Consider the following 14,948-nt stretch of genomic DNA (forward strand, 5'->3'; position numbering starts at 1 on the left):
ACGCGATGATCGATCCCGTCATTCTCATGGTGTGCATCGCGTCCGCGACGATCATCGCGCTCGCGAGCGCCGCGCCGAAGTGGCGCGAGCCCGCGCGCTTCAGGGCGTCGCTCGCGGCGTTCGCGTTGTTGCCTTCGTTCGCGGTGATGCCATTGTCGTTGGTGTTTCCCGCGCTGGAAACCGCGGGCGCGATCGGCCTGCTGTTCGCCGATACACGCGTGCCCGCCGCCATCGCGCTGATCGCGTTGTTCGCGCTCTTCGGCGTGGCGCTCGCGATCAACGTGCTGCGCGGTCATACCGATATCGACTGCGGCTGCTCGGGCTTCGTCACTTCGGCGCGCACGCCGAAGTCGATCGGCTGGTGGCATGTCGGGCGTGCCTTCATGCTCGTCGCGCTCGCCGCACTCACGCTTATGCCCGAAGCCGCACGCGCGCTCGTATGGTTCGACTACCTGAGCGCAGGCGCCTGCACGCTTTTCGCCGTCGCCGCGTGGTTCACGCTCGACGTGCTGCTGGTCAATCTTCCCAAGCTCGATTCTCTGAGGAATTCATGATGCAAACCGCCCTGATGATTTCGGCCGCACTGTCGTGGGCCGCTTTGCTCGCGCTCGGCGCGATCTGTCTCGCACTCGTTCGCCAAGTCGGGATTCTGTATGAACGCATGATGCCCGCGGGCGCATTGATGATCGATAAAGGCCCGGCAGTCGGCGCGGTCGCACCGATGTTCGAACTGGCCGATATAGCTGGCCGCGCGGTGAAGGTCGGCGGCCTGTCCAACTCGAAGCGCAATACGCTGGTGTTCTTCCTGTCGCCGACGTGCCCGGTCTGCAAGAAGCTGCTGCCGCTGCTGCCGTCGATCCAGTCGCGCGAAGGAGCAACGGATATCGTGCTCGCCAGCGACGGCGAATTCGACGAACACGCCGCGTTCTATCGCAAGACGGGTCTTTCGCAATATCCGTATGTGCTCTCGCAAGAGCTTGGCCTTTCGTATCAGATCGGCAAGCTGCCGTATGCGGTTCTGCTCGACGAAGAAGGCAAGGTGCGTGCGAAGGGCCTTGTGAATACGCGTGAACATCTGGAAAGCCTGTTCGAAGCGAAGGAACGCGGCGTTGCATCGTTGCAGGAATTCGTGCATGGCAAGCACGACGATCACGCCCATGACCACGCTCATGACGACCACGAAGCGCATGTCGGGCAGCACGCCTGAAGACGCCGATAACACATTCAATCCTACAGGTGAGCGTCCATGAAATGGCTGGATTCATTCTTCGAGCATAAGGCGCGTGGCGTCGCGCAGCGCAGTTCGCGGCGCAGTGCAATGGCGAAGCTCGGCAAGGTGCTGGTCGGGTCGGCAATGGTGCCGCTGCTGCCGGTGGATCGCACTGCGTATGCACAGGAGCCCAAGAAGCCGGGCTCGTCCATGAGCGACGATCCGACGAGTTGCGATTACTGGAAGTATTGCGCGATCGATGGCTGGCTTTGCAGTTGCTGCGGCGGCACGTCGAGCAGTTGCCCGCCGGGCACGACACCTTCGCCGATCACGTGGATCGGCACCTGCCGCAATCCGCACGACGGCTCGGACTACATCGTGTCGTACAACGACTGCTGCGGCAAGACGAGTTGCGGACGTTGCTTCTGCAATCGCAATGAACGCGAGAAGCCGCTCTACAAGCTGTCGCTCAACAACGACATCAACTGGTGCATGGCGAACGGCAACTCGAATTACCACTGCTCGGTATCGGTATTGTTGGGAGCGGCGACGCAATGAAGACTGCAAGCGTTTTAATGAGCGCGTTGATGGCCGGCGCGATGAGTCTCGCACCGCAAGCCTTCGCGCAAACGGTGCATTACCCCGGCGGCAAATCGACCTTCGACGGCAAGTGCGCCGTCTGCCATCAGGCGGGCGGACGCGGCATGGATGGTCTCGCGCCGCCGCTCGTCGAGTATCCGGGCAAGTATGCGGGCACGTCTGAAGGCCGCGCGCAACTGGGGCACACCGTGATGTACGGCATGTTCGGCCCGATCAAGGTGAAGGAGAAGAGCTATAACTTCAAGATGCCGAGCTTCGCATCGCTCTCCGATGAAGAGATCGCCGACGTGCTGAATTACGTAGTGTTCGATCTCAACGCGGAGCACGGCGCGGCCAGGCCCTTCGACGCCGCCGAGGTCAAGGCATGGCGCGCTGGACCGCTCGATCAGACCGCCGTGCATCAGCAGCGCGCCTCGGTCATCAAGGGGCTGGGGCTATGAAGCCGCGCGCCGTGCTCGCCGCGCTCGCGCTGGTGGCTGCGTCTCAGGCGCAAGCGTACGACGCGGCGCGCGCGCGTCAGGACTGGGTGCTCAACTGCATGGGATGCCACACCGCCGATGGCTCTGGCATTCCCGGCAAGGTGCCGCCCTTGCGCAATTCGCTCGGTCATTTCGTCTCGCTGCCCGAGGGGCGTCAGTTCGTGATGAGCGTGCCGGGCGCGTCGAATTCAGCGCTCAACGATGCAGAACTCGCGAACGTCCTGAACTGGCTGCTCACGACGATGAACGCCGACTCGCGGCCCGCGTCGTTCAAACCTTATACGGCGGACGAGGTCGCGGCGCATCGACGTCCCGCGCTCACCGACGTCGCGCGTACTCGCACGAAGCTCGTAAAGCAATTGCAGGAGAACGGCGTGAACGCCGTCCCGGAACACTACTAGGAGACACCGCAATGAATAACAACCAGCATCTGCCGATGCTCGATTCGACGCGCGCATTTCTCGCGTCAGCCAGAAAAATGCTGATCGACGGCGCATGGATCGAGAGCTCGAATGGCGCCACGCTCGACGTGATCAATCCCGCCGATGGCGAATTGCTCGCCCGTGTGCCGAGCGCCGACGAAGCCGATGTGGATCGCGCCGTGCTCGCCGCGCGCCGCGCATTCGACGACTCGGCCTGGTCGCGCATGAAGCCCACCGATCGCGAACGCCTCCTGTTGCGCGTCGCCGATCTCATCGAAGCAAATGCGCGCGAGCTCGCGGAAATCGAATCGCTCGATAACGGCAAACCGGTGACGGTCGCGCAGGGCCTCGATGTATCGATGGCGGCGCAGTGCTTCCGTTACATGGCCGGCTGGGCGACGAAGATCGAAGGCAGCACGCTGGAGGCATCGATTCCGTACAGCCCGTCGAATGATTTCTTCGGCTATACGCGCAAAGAGCCGGTGGGCGTCGTCGGCGCGATCATCCCGTGGAATTTTCCGCTGCTGATGGCGTCGTGGAAGCTCGCGCCCGCGCTCGCGACAGGCTGCACCGTCGTGCTCAAGCCCGCGGAAGACACGCCGCTGTCGGCGCTGCGCCTCGCGATGCTGCTCGAAGAAGCGGGCATCGAGAAGGGCGTCGTGAATGTCGTTACCGGCCTCGGCCGCACGGCCGGCGCGGCGCTCGCGCGTCATCCAGGCATCGACAAGATCGCGTTCACCGGATCGACGCCGACCGGCAAGGCGATCGGTCACGCGGCGCTCGACAACATGACGCGCATGTCACTCGAACTCGGCGGCAAGTCGCCGGTGATCGTGCTGCCCGATGTCGATATCGACAAAGCTGCCGAAGGCGTCGCCAATGCGATCTTCTTCAACTCGGGACAGGTCTGCACGGCGGGTTCGCGCGTGTATGTGCACGACAAAGTATTCGACCGCGTGATGGAGCGCGTCGCGGCCATCGCGCAGGCGCTGCCGATGGGGCCGGGACTCGATGCATCGACGCAGATCGGGCCGCTCGTCTCCGCGCGGCAGATGGATCGCGTCCTGAGTTATATCGAAGCGGGGCGCGACGAGGGCGCGCGCGCGATCGCGGGCGGCGCGCGCAAGGAAGGCGCGGGCTTCTTCGTGAAGCCCACCGTGCTGGTGGATACGGATCATTCGATGCGCGTCGTGCGCGAGGAGATCTTCGGCCCCGTGCTCGTGGCGATGCCGTTCAGCGATATCGACAGCGTGGTCGCGAAGGCGAACGACACGCCGTATGGTCTCGGCGCGAGCATCTGGTCGAACAATCTTTCGGCGATTCACAAGCTCGTGCCGCGCATCAAGGCAGGCACCGTCTGGGTCAATTGCCACTCGCTGCTCGACAACGCGATGCCGTTCGGCGGCTTCAAGCAATCGGGCTTCGGGCGCGAGCTGGGACGCGCGGTGATCGACATGTACACCGAGACCAAGTCGGTGCTGATCAACTACGCGTGAGGGCGTTCGCATGACCAACAAAACGATCGCGCGCCAGCTCGTGTCGACGGCGGCGCTCGCGGTATGCGCCAGCGCATCGGCGCAAAGCAACGTGACGCTGTACGGCACTGTCGATGCCGGCGTGACCTACACGACCAATCAGCAGTTCACCAATGCCGATGGCAGCGTCGGCTCGGGGCATAACTTCGCATTCTCGGGCGGCAATCTCGTGCCTTCGCGCTTCGGCCTGCTGGGCGTGGAAGATCTGGGCGGCGGTTTGCAGGCGAAGTTCAACCTGGAAAACAGCTTCTATACCGGCACCGGAGCGTTCGTGCAGGGCGGGGCGATGTTCAACCGTCAGGCCTGGGTGGGACTGGCGCACGAACAGTTCGGCACGCTCTCGTTCGGGCGTCAATACGATTCGTATTCGGACGCGCTCGGCGTGTACGCGTCGAGCAATTCGTGGGCGACGCTTTACGGTTCACATTTCGGCGACGTCGATAACCTGAACGAAGCGTTCAACCTCAATAACTCGATTAAGTACACCAGCCCCGACTGGAACGGATTTTCGGTAGGCGGCACTTATAGCCTCGGCGGTGTGGCGGGCGATTACGCACAGCGTCGCGGCTATGCGATCGCGGCGACTTATGCACGTCTGCCGGTTTCGATCAGCGCGGGTTATCTGAATCTGCGCAACCCGCTCGATGCCGCACTGGGCGGCGCGAATGGCTATATCGGCGACTTCGCCTGCTCGAATCAGACCGCGCTCTATTGCCAGTTGCAGAATGCTGAAGCGTTGAAGGCTTATGGCGCGGGCGCATCTTATGCAATCGGGCCGGCGACCATTGCGTTGACTTATACGCATAGCCGGCTGGAGCATAGCCAGTACTTTGCGGATAGCGCGAATCCACAGGGACGTAATATCGCGTTCGATATCGGCGAAGTGAATCTGACGTATGCGGCCACGCCGTTTCTGCAACTCGGGCTCGCGTACATCTATAACAATGCGAAACCGGACGCCAGTTCGTCGACACGCTTTCATCAGTTGAATCTTGGCGCGAATTATGCGCTTTCGAAACGCACCGCGCTGTATGGCGTCGCGATCATGCAGAAGGCCGTGGGTGCCGGCTTGGGTGTCGACCCGGCGACGGGCGGGCCGGCGAATTATGCGCAGATTCCCAATCTGCCGAATTCGAACAGCGATTGGCAGTTATCCGTGACGCTCGGCATACGGCATAACTTTTAAGTATTTCCGAGGGCGTGCTTCAACCCGGCCGGGAGTTTTCCCCGCCGGGTTTTTTTGCTTGTGTTGATAAGATCGCCGGATGAACAACGAACGTAAAGAACCGTTTGATCTGCTCGGCGTGGATGGCTGCAAGGCCGGATGGTTCGTCGTCCGGCAATGCGGACAAAGCGGCGACTTATTCACGAGCGTGGTGAGCCGCTTCGCGGATGTGCTCGCCGGGGAGCACACGCATGCCATCGTCGCGGTCGATATGCCCATCGGTCTCGCGTCGGACGGCATGCGCGCGTGCGACGCTCTCGCACGCAAGCTGCTCGGGCGGCCGCGCGCGAGTTCCGTGTTTTCGCCGCCGGCTCGCGCGGCGCTGGCGGCGTCGGACTACCAGGAAGCGTGCGAGATCAACTACGCGGCGTGCGGCAAGCGCATCGCCATTCAGGCCTTTCACATCGGGAAGAAGATCAGGGAAGTCGATGACGTGTTGCGTGCCAATCCAGACGCATCGGCGCGCGTGTTCGAGGTGCATCCCGAACTGAGCTTCATGCATTTGCGCATGCAGACGGGTGGCCCGTCGCACGGTCTGCGTGAAAGCAAGGCGCGCGCGGCGGGATTCGAATTGCGCCATGCGTTGCTCGTACGGACGTTCGGCTCGGCTGTCGATACCGCGTTGGGCGCGAGAAAGCCCGCGCAAGCTTCGCAAGACGATGTGCTCGATGCCTTCGCGCTGTTGTGGAGCGCGCGCCGCATCGCGTCGGGCGACGCCTTTCATGTGCCCGACGCGATCGAAACCGACGCGGCGGGCATTCGGATGGCGATCTACTGCTGACCCGTAGAGCGGCGATAGTAAGCCACGTGTAGTGCTTTTGCGCGCTCCGCGAATTCATCGACGGGACCTTCGACCAGCGTATCGTCGATCACGTCTTGTATGGCGAGCGGACGCACGCGGCCTGGCGTCGCACCGAGTTCGGTGCGCCAGCGCGTGAACTGTTCCGTCGACGCGGCATACACAATGCGTCCGAGTCCGACCCACGCATGGGCGGCCGAACACATCGCGCAATGCTCGCCCGATGTGTAGACGACCGCGTCCTTGCGTTCGGCTTCGGGCAGGTTTTCCGCCGCCCACTTCGCGATGGCGAATTCCGGATGCCGCGTCTGATCGCCGCTGCTCACGCGATTGCGGTCTTCGAACAGCACGCGCCCGTCCTTCGCGACGAGCATCGAGCCAAACGGCTCGTCGCCACTGTCGAGCGCTTCCTGCGCCAGTTCGATGCAGCGGGTCAGATGCTGCTTGTCGATGTCATCGATCATGTCCTTGCTCCTTGTTTTGACGGCAGAGCATGATGCTAACGGACTCGCGGCGCGGATGCACACGCAAGCCGTGAAACGAACCACGGCGCCGGGCAGGGCGGTATAAAATCAAAAAGTATCTCTTTCGCGCTCGAATGCGCTCGTCGCCATGGAAACTCCTTCGGGCAAAGAAGCCTCCCGCAAGCAAATGTCGCCGCGCATGCTCAACGTGCTGACGGCGCTCATCGGCATTGCCACACTGGCGCTCGGCGTCGCCTGGCTGATCTACACGTGGATCGTCCACCTCGAAGTGCCGTACTTCGCGATTCCGCTGGTGCTTACGGTTCCGGTGATCGTCGCGGTGGCTTTCCGAAACTGCTGGGAATGACGCGGGACGCGCGGACTCAAAACCCGCGCGTCAAAAGAAAAACGCACCGGCACGAATAATCGCGGCGGTGCGTTTTGAATGCCGTTGGTAGGCTCGATTGGACTCGAACCAACGACCCCCACCATGTCAAGGTGGTGCTCTAACCAGCTGAGCTACGAGCCTACAGAAGGCGCGAATTATAGAGGAGAGTTTTGGGTCGTGGGAAGAGCTGGCATGAAATTTTTTTCGCGGTGCTGGTTTGGTGGATCCTTGGGTACGTGGGCGCAAGGCAATTCGATCGCTCATGCGTATTTGAAATTTTACATAACATAAATTAGCAACATTTTTAGTATCCGTTTAAATACGCCCGCGAACCCAGACGCTCCAGTTCACATCCCCCAGCGCAAGGCCGCCGTGTGCACCGGGCTATCCCAATGCCGCGCCATCTCGTCATCCATCGCGCATAACGTGATCGACGCGCCCGCCATTTCCAGCGAGGTCGTGAGCGCGCCCACCTGCGAGCGCGCGACGCTCAGGCTGCGTCCGTCGAGCCAGCCGCGCGCCGCGTGATAAAGCAGATACAGCTCCGACAACGGCGTTCCTCCCAGTCCGTTCACGAGCAAAAGCAGGCGCGCATCCGCCGCGGGTTTCAGATCGCCGACGATCGCGGTCAACAATTCATCGACGATCGCATTGGCCGTCTCGAACTTCGCTCGCCTGCGTCCCGGCTCGCCATGAATGCCGACGCCGATCTCGATCTCGTCGTCGCCGAGCGTGAAGGTCGGCTTGCCCGCGGCCGGCACCGTGCAGCTCGAGAACGCCACGCCCATCGACGCGGTCCGCGCCGTCACGCGCTCGCCGAATGCCTTGCACGCCTGCAGATCGGCGCCGCTTTCCGCGTAGCTGCCGACCAGCTTCTCGACGATCACCGTGCCCGCGACGCCGCGCCGTCCCGTCGTGAAGCTCGAGTTTTCGACGGCGACGTCATCGTTCACGATCACCGATTCGTTCGGCATCTCGCACAGCTCGCACGCCATCTCGAAGTTCATCAGATCGCCCGAGTAGTTCTTGACGATAAACAGCACGCCCGCGCCCGTGTCGGCGGCAAGCGCCGCGGCCATCATCTGATCCGGTGTCGGCGATGTGAAAACCTGGCCGGGACATGCCGCATCGAGCATGCCGTGTCCGACGAAGCCGCCATGCAAGGGCTCATGGCCCGAACCGCCGCCAGAAATGATCGCGACCTTGCCCGGCTTTGGACTCTTGCGCACGATATAGAGCGGATCGAAGCTGACCGTGACGAGATCGGCATGCGCGGCGGCGAAGCCCGCGAGGCTCTCGATCAGATAGTCATCGACGCGATTGATGAATTTCTTCATGTCCCCTGCTCCGTTTTCAAATCAGGCATCGTCCTGCACGAGCCGCGCGCACGCCGCGGCGATCATGAGCTGGCTAGACCTCGCGCCCGGATCGATATGTCCGCGCGAGCGCTCGCCGAGAAACGATGCGCGGCCCTTGGTCGCGAGCATGTCGCGTGTCGCGAGCATGTTCTCTTCGGCCACGCGCGGCAGCGTTTCGAGCACTTCCTGTTTCGACGCACCCGAATCGGCCAATGCGGTGAAGCGTTCCGCAACCGGAATCAGCACGTCCATCATCGTCTTGCTGCCCGTGCCGGTCTTGCCGCGCTGCCCCACGGCCTCCACGCCCGCCGCGAATGCGCGTGCGAAACCGGCAACACCGCCAATATCGGTCGACGACTTCGCCATGCCGGTCAACATCGAAAAGAACAGCGGCCCGGACGAGCCGCCGACCGTGGACAGCACCTTGGTCGCCGCGAGCTTGAGCGCGGGCGCGAAGGCTTCGGCCTCGATCTGCGCGCGCATGGCGACGAGCGCGTCCATGCCGCGCAGCAAATTGATGATGTGATCGCCATCGCCGATCGCCTGATCGAGCGACGCGATTTCGTCGGCATGTTCCCTGAGCGACGCATGCGCCGCGTCGATGCACGCCATGACCGTCTTGCCGTTCATGCGCCGATCCTCCGTTCGCGTAAGCGTGAGCACAAAGAATACTGCGTCGCGGCAGCGCGCGCCGACGCTCACGTCCACGGCACATGGACGCGGTCCAGATTCCTGTCGAGCTGATACGCGGCGCTGATGAGCGCGAGATGCGTCAGCGCCTGCGGGAAATTGCCGAGCGCTTCGCCGCTGGTCGCGACTTCCTCAGAGAACAGTCCGACGTGGTTCGCATACGCCAGCATCTTCTCGAAGACGAGGCGGCCTTCGTCCACGCGTCCCGAGCGCGCCAGCGCCTCCGCATACCAGAACGAGCAAGCGGAAAAGCCGCCTTCCGTACCGGGCAGACCATCGAGCGTCGAGCCGCGTGTGTAGCGGAAAATGAGCGGATCGACGCGCAACTCGTGCCCGATCGCATCCAGTGTGCCGATCCAGTGCGGGTCCTGCGGACCAATGAAGCGCACCAGCGGCATCATCAAGGTGGACGCGTCGAGCGTCGCGGAACCGGGCGTCTGAACGAAGCTCTGCAAGTCGTCGTTCCAGAACTGCTCGTGTATCTCGCGATGAATCTCGTCGCGCGTCTCGAACCAGCGCGCGAGCGGCGCCGGCAGCGAGCGCTTCTCGGCAAGACGCAACGCACGATCCAGCGTGACCCAGCACATCAGGCGCGAATGCAGCAGCGCACGCGTGCCGTTGCGAAACTCCCAGATGCCGTGATCGGCCTCGCGCCAGTGCTCGACCACGTAATCGACGGTGCGCGTCACGTGCCGCCAGCCATCGTAGGAGATCGCAGCGCCGTACTTGTTGTAGAGATAGACGGAATCGAGCAGCGCGCCGTAGACATCGAGCTGGATCTGCTCGCGCGCCTCATTGCCGATGACGACCTGCCCCGGCGTCTCGCCGACGAGACTCGTCAGCCCGGCCTCCGCCAGCGCGTCTTCGCCATCGACCGAATACATCACGCGCAGTTGTCCGTGGGCGCTGCAATCGCGGCTGCGCTCCGCGATCCACTTCATGAAGCGCTGCGCCTCCCCGGTATAGCCCAGACGCAGCAGCGCATAGACGGAGAACGCGGCGTCGCGAATCCAGGTGAAGCGATAATCCCACCGGCGCGAACCGTCCTGCGCCTCGGGAAGCCCGAAGGTCGGCGCGGCGACGATTGCGCCGAATTCCTCCGAGCTCAGCATCTTGAGCGTGAGCGCCGAGCGCAGCACGACCTCGCGATAGCGCCCGCGATAAGTCGAGTGCGACGACCACGCCTTCCAGTAAGCGAGCGTTTCGCTGAGCACCTCATCGTGATTCGCTTCGATGTCGGCGAGGCCATCGCCCGCGCCGAGCACGAAGCACGCGCAATCGCCTTCCTCGAAATCGAGCGTCGCGCATGCGCCTCGCCCATCGATCTGCATCGGCACGCTGGCGAGCAGACGCACGGGCGGCGCGCCATCGGCGCGGAAGAACCCGATGCCCTTCTCCACCGCGCGCGCCTCATGTTCCCCGCGCGCGTAGTCGAAGCGCGGGTCGCAATGCACATCGAGCGTCATGCGCCCGAACACGAGCCGCACGATGCGCAGCACGCAGTTCGGCAGGTCCTCCGCATTCGCTTTCACGGGCATCAGATCGAGCAGCTCGCACACGCCCGCGCCCGTCATGAAGCGCGTGAGCAGCACGTTCGTCTCGGGCAGGTACATCTGCTTGACGTTCGCATGGGTTTCGCGCGGCGTGATCGCAAAGGCGCCGCCACGCTCGCGGTCGAGCAGACCGGCGAAAAGCGTGGGCGAGTCGATGCGCGGAAAGCACATGAAATCGATCGCGCCCGACAGCGACACGAGCGCGGCCGTCCTCATGTTGCCGATCATGCCGCGCCCGTCGACGGGCAGCGCGGCAGGCGGAACCTGTTGCGGATGATGTCCCATTGCAATGCGCTCGCGGCGAGCCTCGTGCGTGTGTGGCAACGCCGGCCGGGCCGCAAGTCTCATACCTGTCGCGCGTGACAGGTTCGCGTGTCGGGGCAAATGCTGGACGCGGTTAGCGCGCCGCAGTCTGTTCCCCGGACGCGGATTCGGGTGCCTTCGGGCCTGCATCGAACGCGGCGGCCTGGCTCGCCTCGGCGTTCTGCGTGGCGGCGAGCGCGGACGAATGCGGCACGGGCGCATCCGCGTGACGCGAATGGCCGATGCTCGCGATATACACCACCGCCGCGACCGCGACGCCAATCAGCACGGCCGCCACCGCGACGCCCTGCGACTTTCGTCTCATTTTCCCTCCCTTTCGGATACGATGACCCGGGCTCGCGGCCCGGTCCCGCGTCGATGTTAGCAGCGCGCGGCGCGCGTCAGCGTGGGCCGCCGCGCATTGCGGGACAAGCAAAATCGCTATAAAACCCGAGGAAAAACGCATGCACGCCGCCACGGCATTCAATCTGGTGCTGGTCTCGCTGATCGCGATCATCGCCCTCGAAGTGCTCGCCAAGCGCCTGAGGCTGCCGCCCGCCGCCGCGCTGCTGGTCGGCGGCGTAGCGATGGCCTTCGTGCCGGGCTTGCCGAAGTTCGACCTCGACCCGGAGCTGGTGCTCGTCGTGTTCCTGCCGCCACTCCTGATGTACGGCGCCTATTTCTTCGTGTGGGACGACTTCAAGCGCAACCTGAGCGGCATCCTGTTGCTCGCCATCGGCGCAGTGGCCTTTACGACGCTCGTCGTCGGCGTCGCGGTGCATCTGGTGGTGCCGGAGTTGCCGTGGGCCGCGTGCTTCGCGCTCGGCGCGGTCGTCTCGCCGCCGGATGCGGTCGCGGCGAAGGCGGTTCTCGAACGCGTGGCGTTGCCGCGCCGGCTGATGGTGCTGCTCGAAGGCGAAAGCCTGCTCAACGACGCCGCCGGCCTCGTGCTGTTCCGCTTCGCCCTGGTGGCCGCGATGAGCGGCGTGTTCAGCGCGCCGCGCGCCGTGGCGAGCTTCGCGGGACTCGCGATCGGCGGCGTCGTGGTGGGCATCGTCGCGGGTTACATCGCCGTGAAGCTGTTGCGCGCGCTGGAGGACGATTACCTCGTCATCACGACCTCCATGCTCACGTCGTGGGTCAGCTACGTTGCGGGCGAGATGCTCGGCGTGTCGAGCGTGATCGCGACGGTCGCGTGCGGCATGATGGTCGGCTGGCATCAGCACGAGGTCTTCACGGCGGCACAGCGCATGCGCGGCACGGCGTTCTGGCAGGTCGTCGTGTTCGTGCTGGAGGCGCTCGTGTTCGTGCTGATCGGACTGTCGCTGCGCGGCATCGCGGTGCGGCTCGGCGGCGTTGGCGATGCGTTCTCGCTACTCGGGCCCGCAACGCTCGCGGTAATCGCCGTCGTGATCCTGTCGCGCTTCGTATGGGTGTTCGGCGTCGAGGGCGTCAAGTGGATCGCGTGGCGCGCCACCGGCCGCGCACGCGCCGCGGCGGACTGGCGCGCTGCGACTGTCGTGAGCTGGGCGGGCATGCGTGGCGTCGTGACGCTCGCGGTCGCGCTGTCGCTGCCCGAGTCGATGCCCGGCCGCGATCTGATCCTGTTCGCCGGTTTCGCCGTGATTCTCGTCACGGTGCTGCTGCAAGGCGCGACGATCGGGCCGCTGATCGCTTGGTTGTCCCTGACGCCCGGCCACGAGCGCCTGTCGATTCACCTGAGCGAGCCGCAGGCGTGGGCGCGCATGGAGAACGCGCAACTGGCCGCGATCCAGCCGCTCGTGCACGACACGGACGGCAACGTGATCCATCCGCGCCTGCTGGAGCAATACACGTATCGCGCGACGCTCACGCAGCGCTTCCAGAACATGGAGGAATTTCCGACCGATGCGCGCCACGCCCATTACGACGTCGTGCTCGCCGCGATCGCCGCCGGCCGTGCGGAATTGCTGAAAATGCATCGCGCCGGAGAGATTCACGACGAGCTGCTGCATTCGCTCGAACACGATCTCGACCTGCAGGAGATCATCGCGCTGCATTCGCGCGGTTGAAGCCGAATGCAGCTCTCTCAGCCGTGGCCGCCGCGCGTATGGGACGGAGACGGCAACGGCGTGTCATCGGATGATTCGTCGCATTGCATCCACGCATGGGCGCTCACGCGCGAACGCGCATTGTTTTTCAGTCGAATGAGCCATTGCCCCGCTTCCGCCCGGCGCATGCCGCTGCGCGCCGCCGTGGGCGCGAGCGCGATGAGGATCATGTGCCCGTCGCCGCGCGCGCCCCGGCCGAGATGCACCACGGTGCAGATGGCATCGCCGCCGCGCGTGTAGATGCCGACATCGCCGAGCGTGAGCCACGCGCTCTCGATGCCGCCCGGCGGCACGATCTGGACGTCGATGTCGGGCGCGGCCTGATCGCTTTTCAGCCAGATTTCAGCGATGCTCGGCGACGAAGCGTGCGCGCGCACAGGCCAGCGCAATTCCGCACGGTCCTCGATCGTCAGCGCGCCGCGACAGCGCGACAGATCCGCGTGGCCCGAGGGAAAGATCACAGAGCACGCGCCCGCGTCCATCAGTTCGTCGAGCGCGCATTCGATCAGCGAGCTGCCGTCCTGCTGCCACGCCGAGTTGCACGCGCTCACGCTGACGAGCGCATGACATGCCGCGCCGCCGATGTCCTGCGCGCGCTGCACGACGTAGCGCACCGCGTCGAGCAGTTCGGCGTCGGGACACGGGCCCAGCGCGGCGCGCAGCGCGCGGCAGCGTCTTCTGAGCTGCACGCCGATCATCGGCAGGGGGGTGTCGTGCCGGACGCCATGTCCCAGCGTGCGCGCCGGATAGTGCCCGGCGAGTTCGACCACCGCCGCGCCGTCGCGGGGGAATCCGTAGACGCGCGCGCCGCCAGCCGCATGCGATGTTTGGGCCGGCCGGCGGAGGTCGGCCAGCAGCGCGTCCATCTGATGTTTCAGCAGCTCGCCGCCATAACCGAGACCCGCCGCCGCATTGGCTGAATCGGCCGCGTCGTTGTGATTCCAGAAGCTCTCAAAGCGCGTACGCGCGCCGGAAGCGTCCTCCCAGAAGCGCGGATGCGCAAACGTGACGCTTTCATCGCACACGCCGACGATCACTCTGCCGAGCTTTGCACGCAGCGGCGCGTGCATGAGCGGCGAGGGATCGGTCCGCGGCGCGGACGTGAACGCGCGGCCAGGCGAATCGAGCGCGAGCGCCTCCGTGAAGCGCTCGAACTTGCCGGCAAGGTCCGTGTCCAGATGCGCGAAGAAGTCGCGCGTCACATGCGCGGTGCAGAAGCGCGTCGCCTCTAGCGCGGCCGGCGGATCGCGATAGAGCGCCGACATCCAGATCCAGTCGTGCCAGCCGTTTCGCTCGATCGCCTGCGCGAATTGCCGCGCGGTGTCGCCCCCCTGCTTCATCTCGATGGCGATCGGCATGCGGCCGCGAGGCATGCCGCCGAGATCGCGATATTGCGTCGCGTTGGCCCACACGATATACGGATCGATCCGCGCGACCGATGCCAGCGCGCGCGGCGCGACGGGCTCGAAGCCATCGCTCGCCGTGCCGATCTCCCAGTGCGGGCTCATGCGTCCCTCCAGTCGCAATCGTTACGAGGGAACGAGGCCGCGTTGGTCGCGGCTCGAAGTGCAAAACGGAAAAGCGGATAACGTCAGACCATCCGATGCCGGTTCTTCGGGCGCTTTCTCACGACGATTGAACGCGCCAGATAGTTCGGGAACCGAAAGGAACCGGACGCTTGCGAGCTTCTCGCGATCGCCCGTTCGCCATTGGCATACCGTAGTCACTTGCCCCTGGATAAGCAAGGCGAATTCCCGCTCACAGGCAGGGGGATCGAGGCGCGGCGCACATTGAGGACGCGAATGATCGGTTCATATCGATCTCGTCAGTAT

At 64.3% G+C, this 14,948-nt stretch carries 16 protein-coding genes and 1 tRNA gene; 10 read left to right on the forward strand and 7 right to left on the reverse strand.

Annotated features, from left to right (window positions below):
* Positions 1-5: 5 nt before the first annotated feature.
* The 8 genes from AWB79_RS19880 (at position 6) to AWB79_RS19915 (ending at position 6,252) form a co-directional block, all read left to right on the forward strand.
* Positions 6-554: a MauE/DoxX family redox-associated membrane protein gene (locus AWB79_RS19880; protein WP_061169153.1), complete on the forward strand. Its 549-nt coding sequence runs from the start codon at positions 6-8 to the stop codon at positions 552-554.
* Positions 551-1,207, forward strand: a complete 657-nt coding sequence (gene mauD, locus AWB79_RS19885; RefSeq protein ID WP_061169154.1) for a methylamine dehydrogenase accessory protein MauD — start codon at positions 551-553, stop codon at positions 1,205-1,207. Before AWB79_RS19880 ends, mauD begins: the two co-directional genes overlap by 4 nt.
* Before the next feature lie 39 nt (positions 1,208-1,246).
* Entirely contained in the window at positions 1,247-1,768 is a 522-nt protein-coding gene (locus tag AWB79_RS19890) for a methylamine dehydrogenase light chain (RefSeq protein WP_061169155.1), read from the forward strand.
* Entirely contained in the window at positions 1,765-2,250 is a 486-nt protein-coding gene (locus AWB79_RS19895) for a c-type cytochrome (RefSeq protein ID WP_061169156.1), read from the forward strand. Before AWB79_RS19890 ends, AWB79_RS19895 begins: the two co-directional genes overlap by 4 nt.
* Entirely contained in the window at positions 2,247-2,690 is a 444-nt protein-coding gene (locus tag AWB79_RS19900) for a c-type cytochrome (RefSeq protein WP_082862393.1), read from the forward strand. Before AWB79_RS19895 ends, AWB79_RS19900 begins: the two co-directional genes overlap by 4 nt.
* An 11-nt stretch (positions 2,691-2,701) precedes the next feature.
* Positions 2,702-4,207 (forward strand): aldehyde dehydrogenase family protein, encoded by a 1,506-nt coding sequence (locus tag AWB79_RS19905; protein ID WP_061169157.1) that lies wholly within the window; start codon positions 2,702-2,704, stop codon positions 4,205-4,207.
* A gap of 10 nt (positions 4,208-4,217) precedes the next feature.
* Positions 4,218-5,432: a porin gene (locus AWB79_RS19910; protein ID WP_096031574.1), complete on the forward strand. Its 1,215-nt coding sequence runs from the start codon at positions 4,218-4,220 to the stop codon at positions 5,430-5,432.
* A gap of 79 nt (positions 5,433-5,511) precedes the next feature.
* Positions 5,512-6,252 carry a DUF429 domain-containing protein gene (locus tag AWB79_RS19915; RefSeq protein ID WP_061169158.1) on the forward strand — a complete coding sequence of 247 codons (741 nt, stop codon included), beginning with the start codon at positions 5,512-5,514 and terminating at the stop codon, positions 6,250-6,252.
* Here AWB79_RS19915 and AWB79_RS19920 read toward each other — a convergent pair.
* A complete protein-coding gene (locus tag AWB79_RS19920) occupies positions 6,243-6,734 on the reverse strand; it encodes a nucleoside deaminase (protein ID WP_061169159.1) in 492 nt (163 codons plus the stop codon). The genes AWB79_RS19915 and AWB79_RS19920 overlap by 10 nt on opposite strands.
* A gap of 187 nt (positions 6,735-6,921) precedes the next feature.
* On the opposite strand from AWB79_RS19920, the gene AWB79_RS19925 reads away from it, so the two are divergent.
* A complete protein-coding gene (locus AWB79_RS19925) occupies positions 6,922-7,101 on the forward strand; it encodes a hypothetical protein (protein ID WP_374728555.1) in 180 nt (59 codons plus the stop codon).
* Between the two features lie 85 nt (positions 7,102-7,186).
* Here the strand turns inward: AWB79_RS19925 and AWB79_RS19930 are convergent.
* The 5 genes from AWB79_RS19930 to AWB79_RS19950 form a co-directional block, all read right to left on the reverse strand.
* A tRNA-Val gene (locus AWB79_RS19930) sits at positions 7,187-7,263 on the reverse strand.
* Between the two features lie 206 nt (positions 7,264-7,469).
* Positions 7,470-8,459, reverse strand: a complete 990-nt coding sequence (gene dhaK, locus AWB79_RS19935) for a dihydroxyacetone kinase subunit DhaK (protein ID WP_061169161.1) — start codon at positions 8,457-8,459, stop codon at positions 7,470-7,472.
* A gap of 21 nt (positions 8,460-8,480) precedes the next feature.
* Positions 8,481-9,110: a dihydroxyacetone kinase subunit DhaL gene (gene dhaL / locus AWB79_RS19940; RefSeq protein ID WP_061169245.1), complete on the reverse strand. Its 630-nt coding sequence runs from the start codon at positions 9,108-9,110 to the stop codon at positions 8,481-8,483.
* Between the two features lie 68 nt (positions 9,111-9,178).
* Positions 9,179-11,008, reverse strand: coding sequence for a glycoside hydrolase family 15 protein (locus tag AWB79_RS19945; protein ID WP_061169162.1), 1,830 nt, complete (start codon positions 11,006-11,008; stop codon positions 9,179-9,181).
* Positions 11,009-11,120: 112 nt separating this feature from the next.
* Positions 11,121-11,351, reverse strand: coding sequence for a hypothetical protein (locus tag AWB79_RS19950; RefSeq protein WP_061169163.1), 231 nt, complete (start codon positions 11,349-11,351; stop codon positions 11,121-11,123).
* Between the two features lie 139 nt (positions 11,352-11,490).
* Between AWB79_RS19950 and AWB79_RS19955 the strand changes: the two genes are divergently transcribed.
* On the forward strand, positions 11,491-13,077 hold the full coding sequence (locus AWB79_RS19955) for a Na+/H+ antiporter (protein ID WP_061169164.1): 1,587 nt from the start codon (positions 11,491-11,493) through the stop codon (positions 13,075-13,077).
* A gap of 17 nt (positions 13,078-13,094) precedes the next feature.
* On the opposite strand, the gene AWB79_RS19960 is transcribed toward AWB79_RS19955, so the two are convergent.
* The gene (locus AWB79_RS19960; RefSeq protein WP_061169165.1) at positions 13,095-14,624 is read right to left on the reverse strand and encodes a hypothetical protein; all 1,530 of its coding nucleotides are present in this window, start codon (positions 14,622-14,624) and stop codon (positions 13,095-13,097) included.
* Positions 14,625-14,948 lie beyond the last annotated feature (324 nt).

Origin of the sequence: Caballeronia hypogeia, assembly GCF_001544875.2 — a bacterium.
GTDB lineage: Bacteria > Pseudomonadota > Gammaproteobacteria > Burkholderiales > Burkholderiaceae > Caballeronia > Caballeronia hypogeia.

What these genes read in the sequence shown, in the direction of transcription:
- AWB79_RS19880 (WP_061169153.1), top strand. Translation starts at nt 6, where the DNA reads ATGATCGATCCCGTCATTCTCATGGTGTGCATCGCGTCCGCGACGATC.
- mauD (WP_061169154.1), top strand. Translation starts at nt 551, where the DNA reads ATGATGCAAACCGCCCTGATGATTTCGGCCGCACTGTCGTGGGCCGCT.
- AWB79_RS19890 (WP_061169155.1), top strand. Translation starts at nt 1,247, where the DNA reads ATGAAATGGCTGGATTCATTCTTCGAGCATAAGGCGCGTGGCGTCGCG.
- AWB79_RS19895 (WP_061169156.1), top strand. Translation starts at nt 1,765, where the DNA reads ATGAAGACTGCAAGCGTTTTAATGAGCGCGTTGATGGCCGGCGCGATG.
- AWB79_RS19900 (WP_082862393.1), top strand. Translation starts at nt 2,247, where the DNA reads ATGAAGCCGCGCGCCGTGCTCGCCGCGCTCGCGCTGGTGGCTGCGTCT.
- AWB79_RS19905 (WP_061169157.1), top strand. Translation starts at nt 2,702, where the DNA reads ATGAATAACAACCAGCATCTGCCGATGCTCGATTCGACGCGCGCATTT.
- AWB79_RS19910 (WP_096031574.1), top strand. Translation starts at nt 4,218, where the DNA reads ATGACCAACAAAACGATCGCGCGCCAGCTCGTGTCGACGGCGGCGCTC.
- AWB79_RS19915 (WP_061169158.1), top strand. Translation starts at nt 5,512, where the DNA reads ATGAACAACGAACGTAAAGAACCGTTTGATCTGCTCGGCGTGGATGGC.
- AWB79_RS19920 (WP_061169159.1), bottom strand. Translation starts at nt 6,734, where the DNA reads ATGATCGATGACATCGACAAGCAGCATCTGACCCGCTGCATCGAACTG.
- AWB79_RS19925 (WP_374728555.1), top strand. Translation starts at nt 6,922, where the DNA reads ATGTCGCCGCGCATGCTCAACGTGCTGACGGCGCTCATCGGCATTGCC.
- dhaK (WP_061169161.1), bottom strand. Translation starts at nt 8,459, where the DNA reads ATGAAGAAATTCATCAATCGCGTCGATGACTATCTGATCGAGAGCCTC.
- dhaL (WP_061169245.1), bottom strand. Translation starts at nt 9,110, where the DNA reads ATGAACGGCAAGACGGTCATGGCGTGCATCGACGCGGCGCATGCGTCG.
- AWB79_RS19945 (WP_061169162.1), bottom strand. Translation starts at nt 11,008, where the DNA reads ATGGGACATCATCCGCAACAGGTTCCGCCTGCCGCGCTGCCCGTCGAC.
- AWB79_RS19950 (WP_061169163.1), bottom strand. Translation starts at nt 11,351, where the DNA reads ATGAGACGAAAGTCGCAGGGCGTCGCGGTGGCGGCCGTGCTGATTGGC.
- AWB79_RS19955 (WP_061169164.1), top strand. Translation starts at nt 11,491, where the DNA reads ATGCACGCCGCCACGGCATTCAATCTGGTGCTGGTCTCGCTGATCGCG.
- AWB79_RS19960 (WP_061169165.1), bottom strand. Translation starts at nt 14,624, where the DNA reads ATGAGCCCGCACTGGGAGATCGGCACGGCGAGCGATGGCTTCGAGCCC.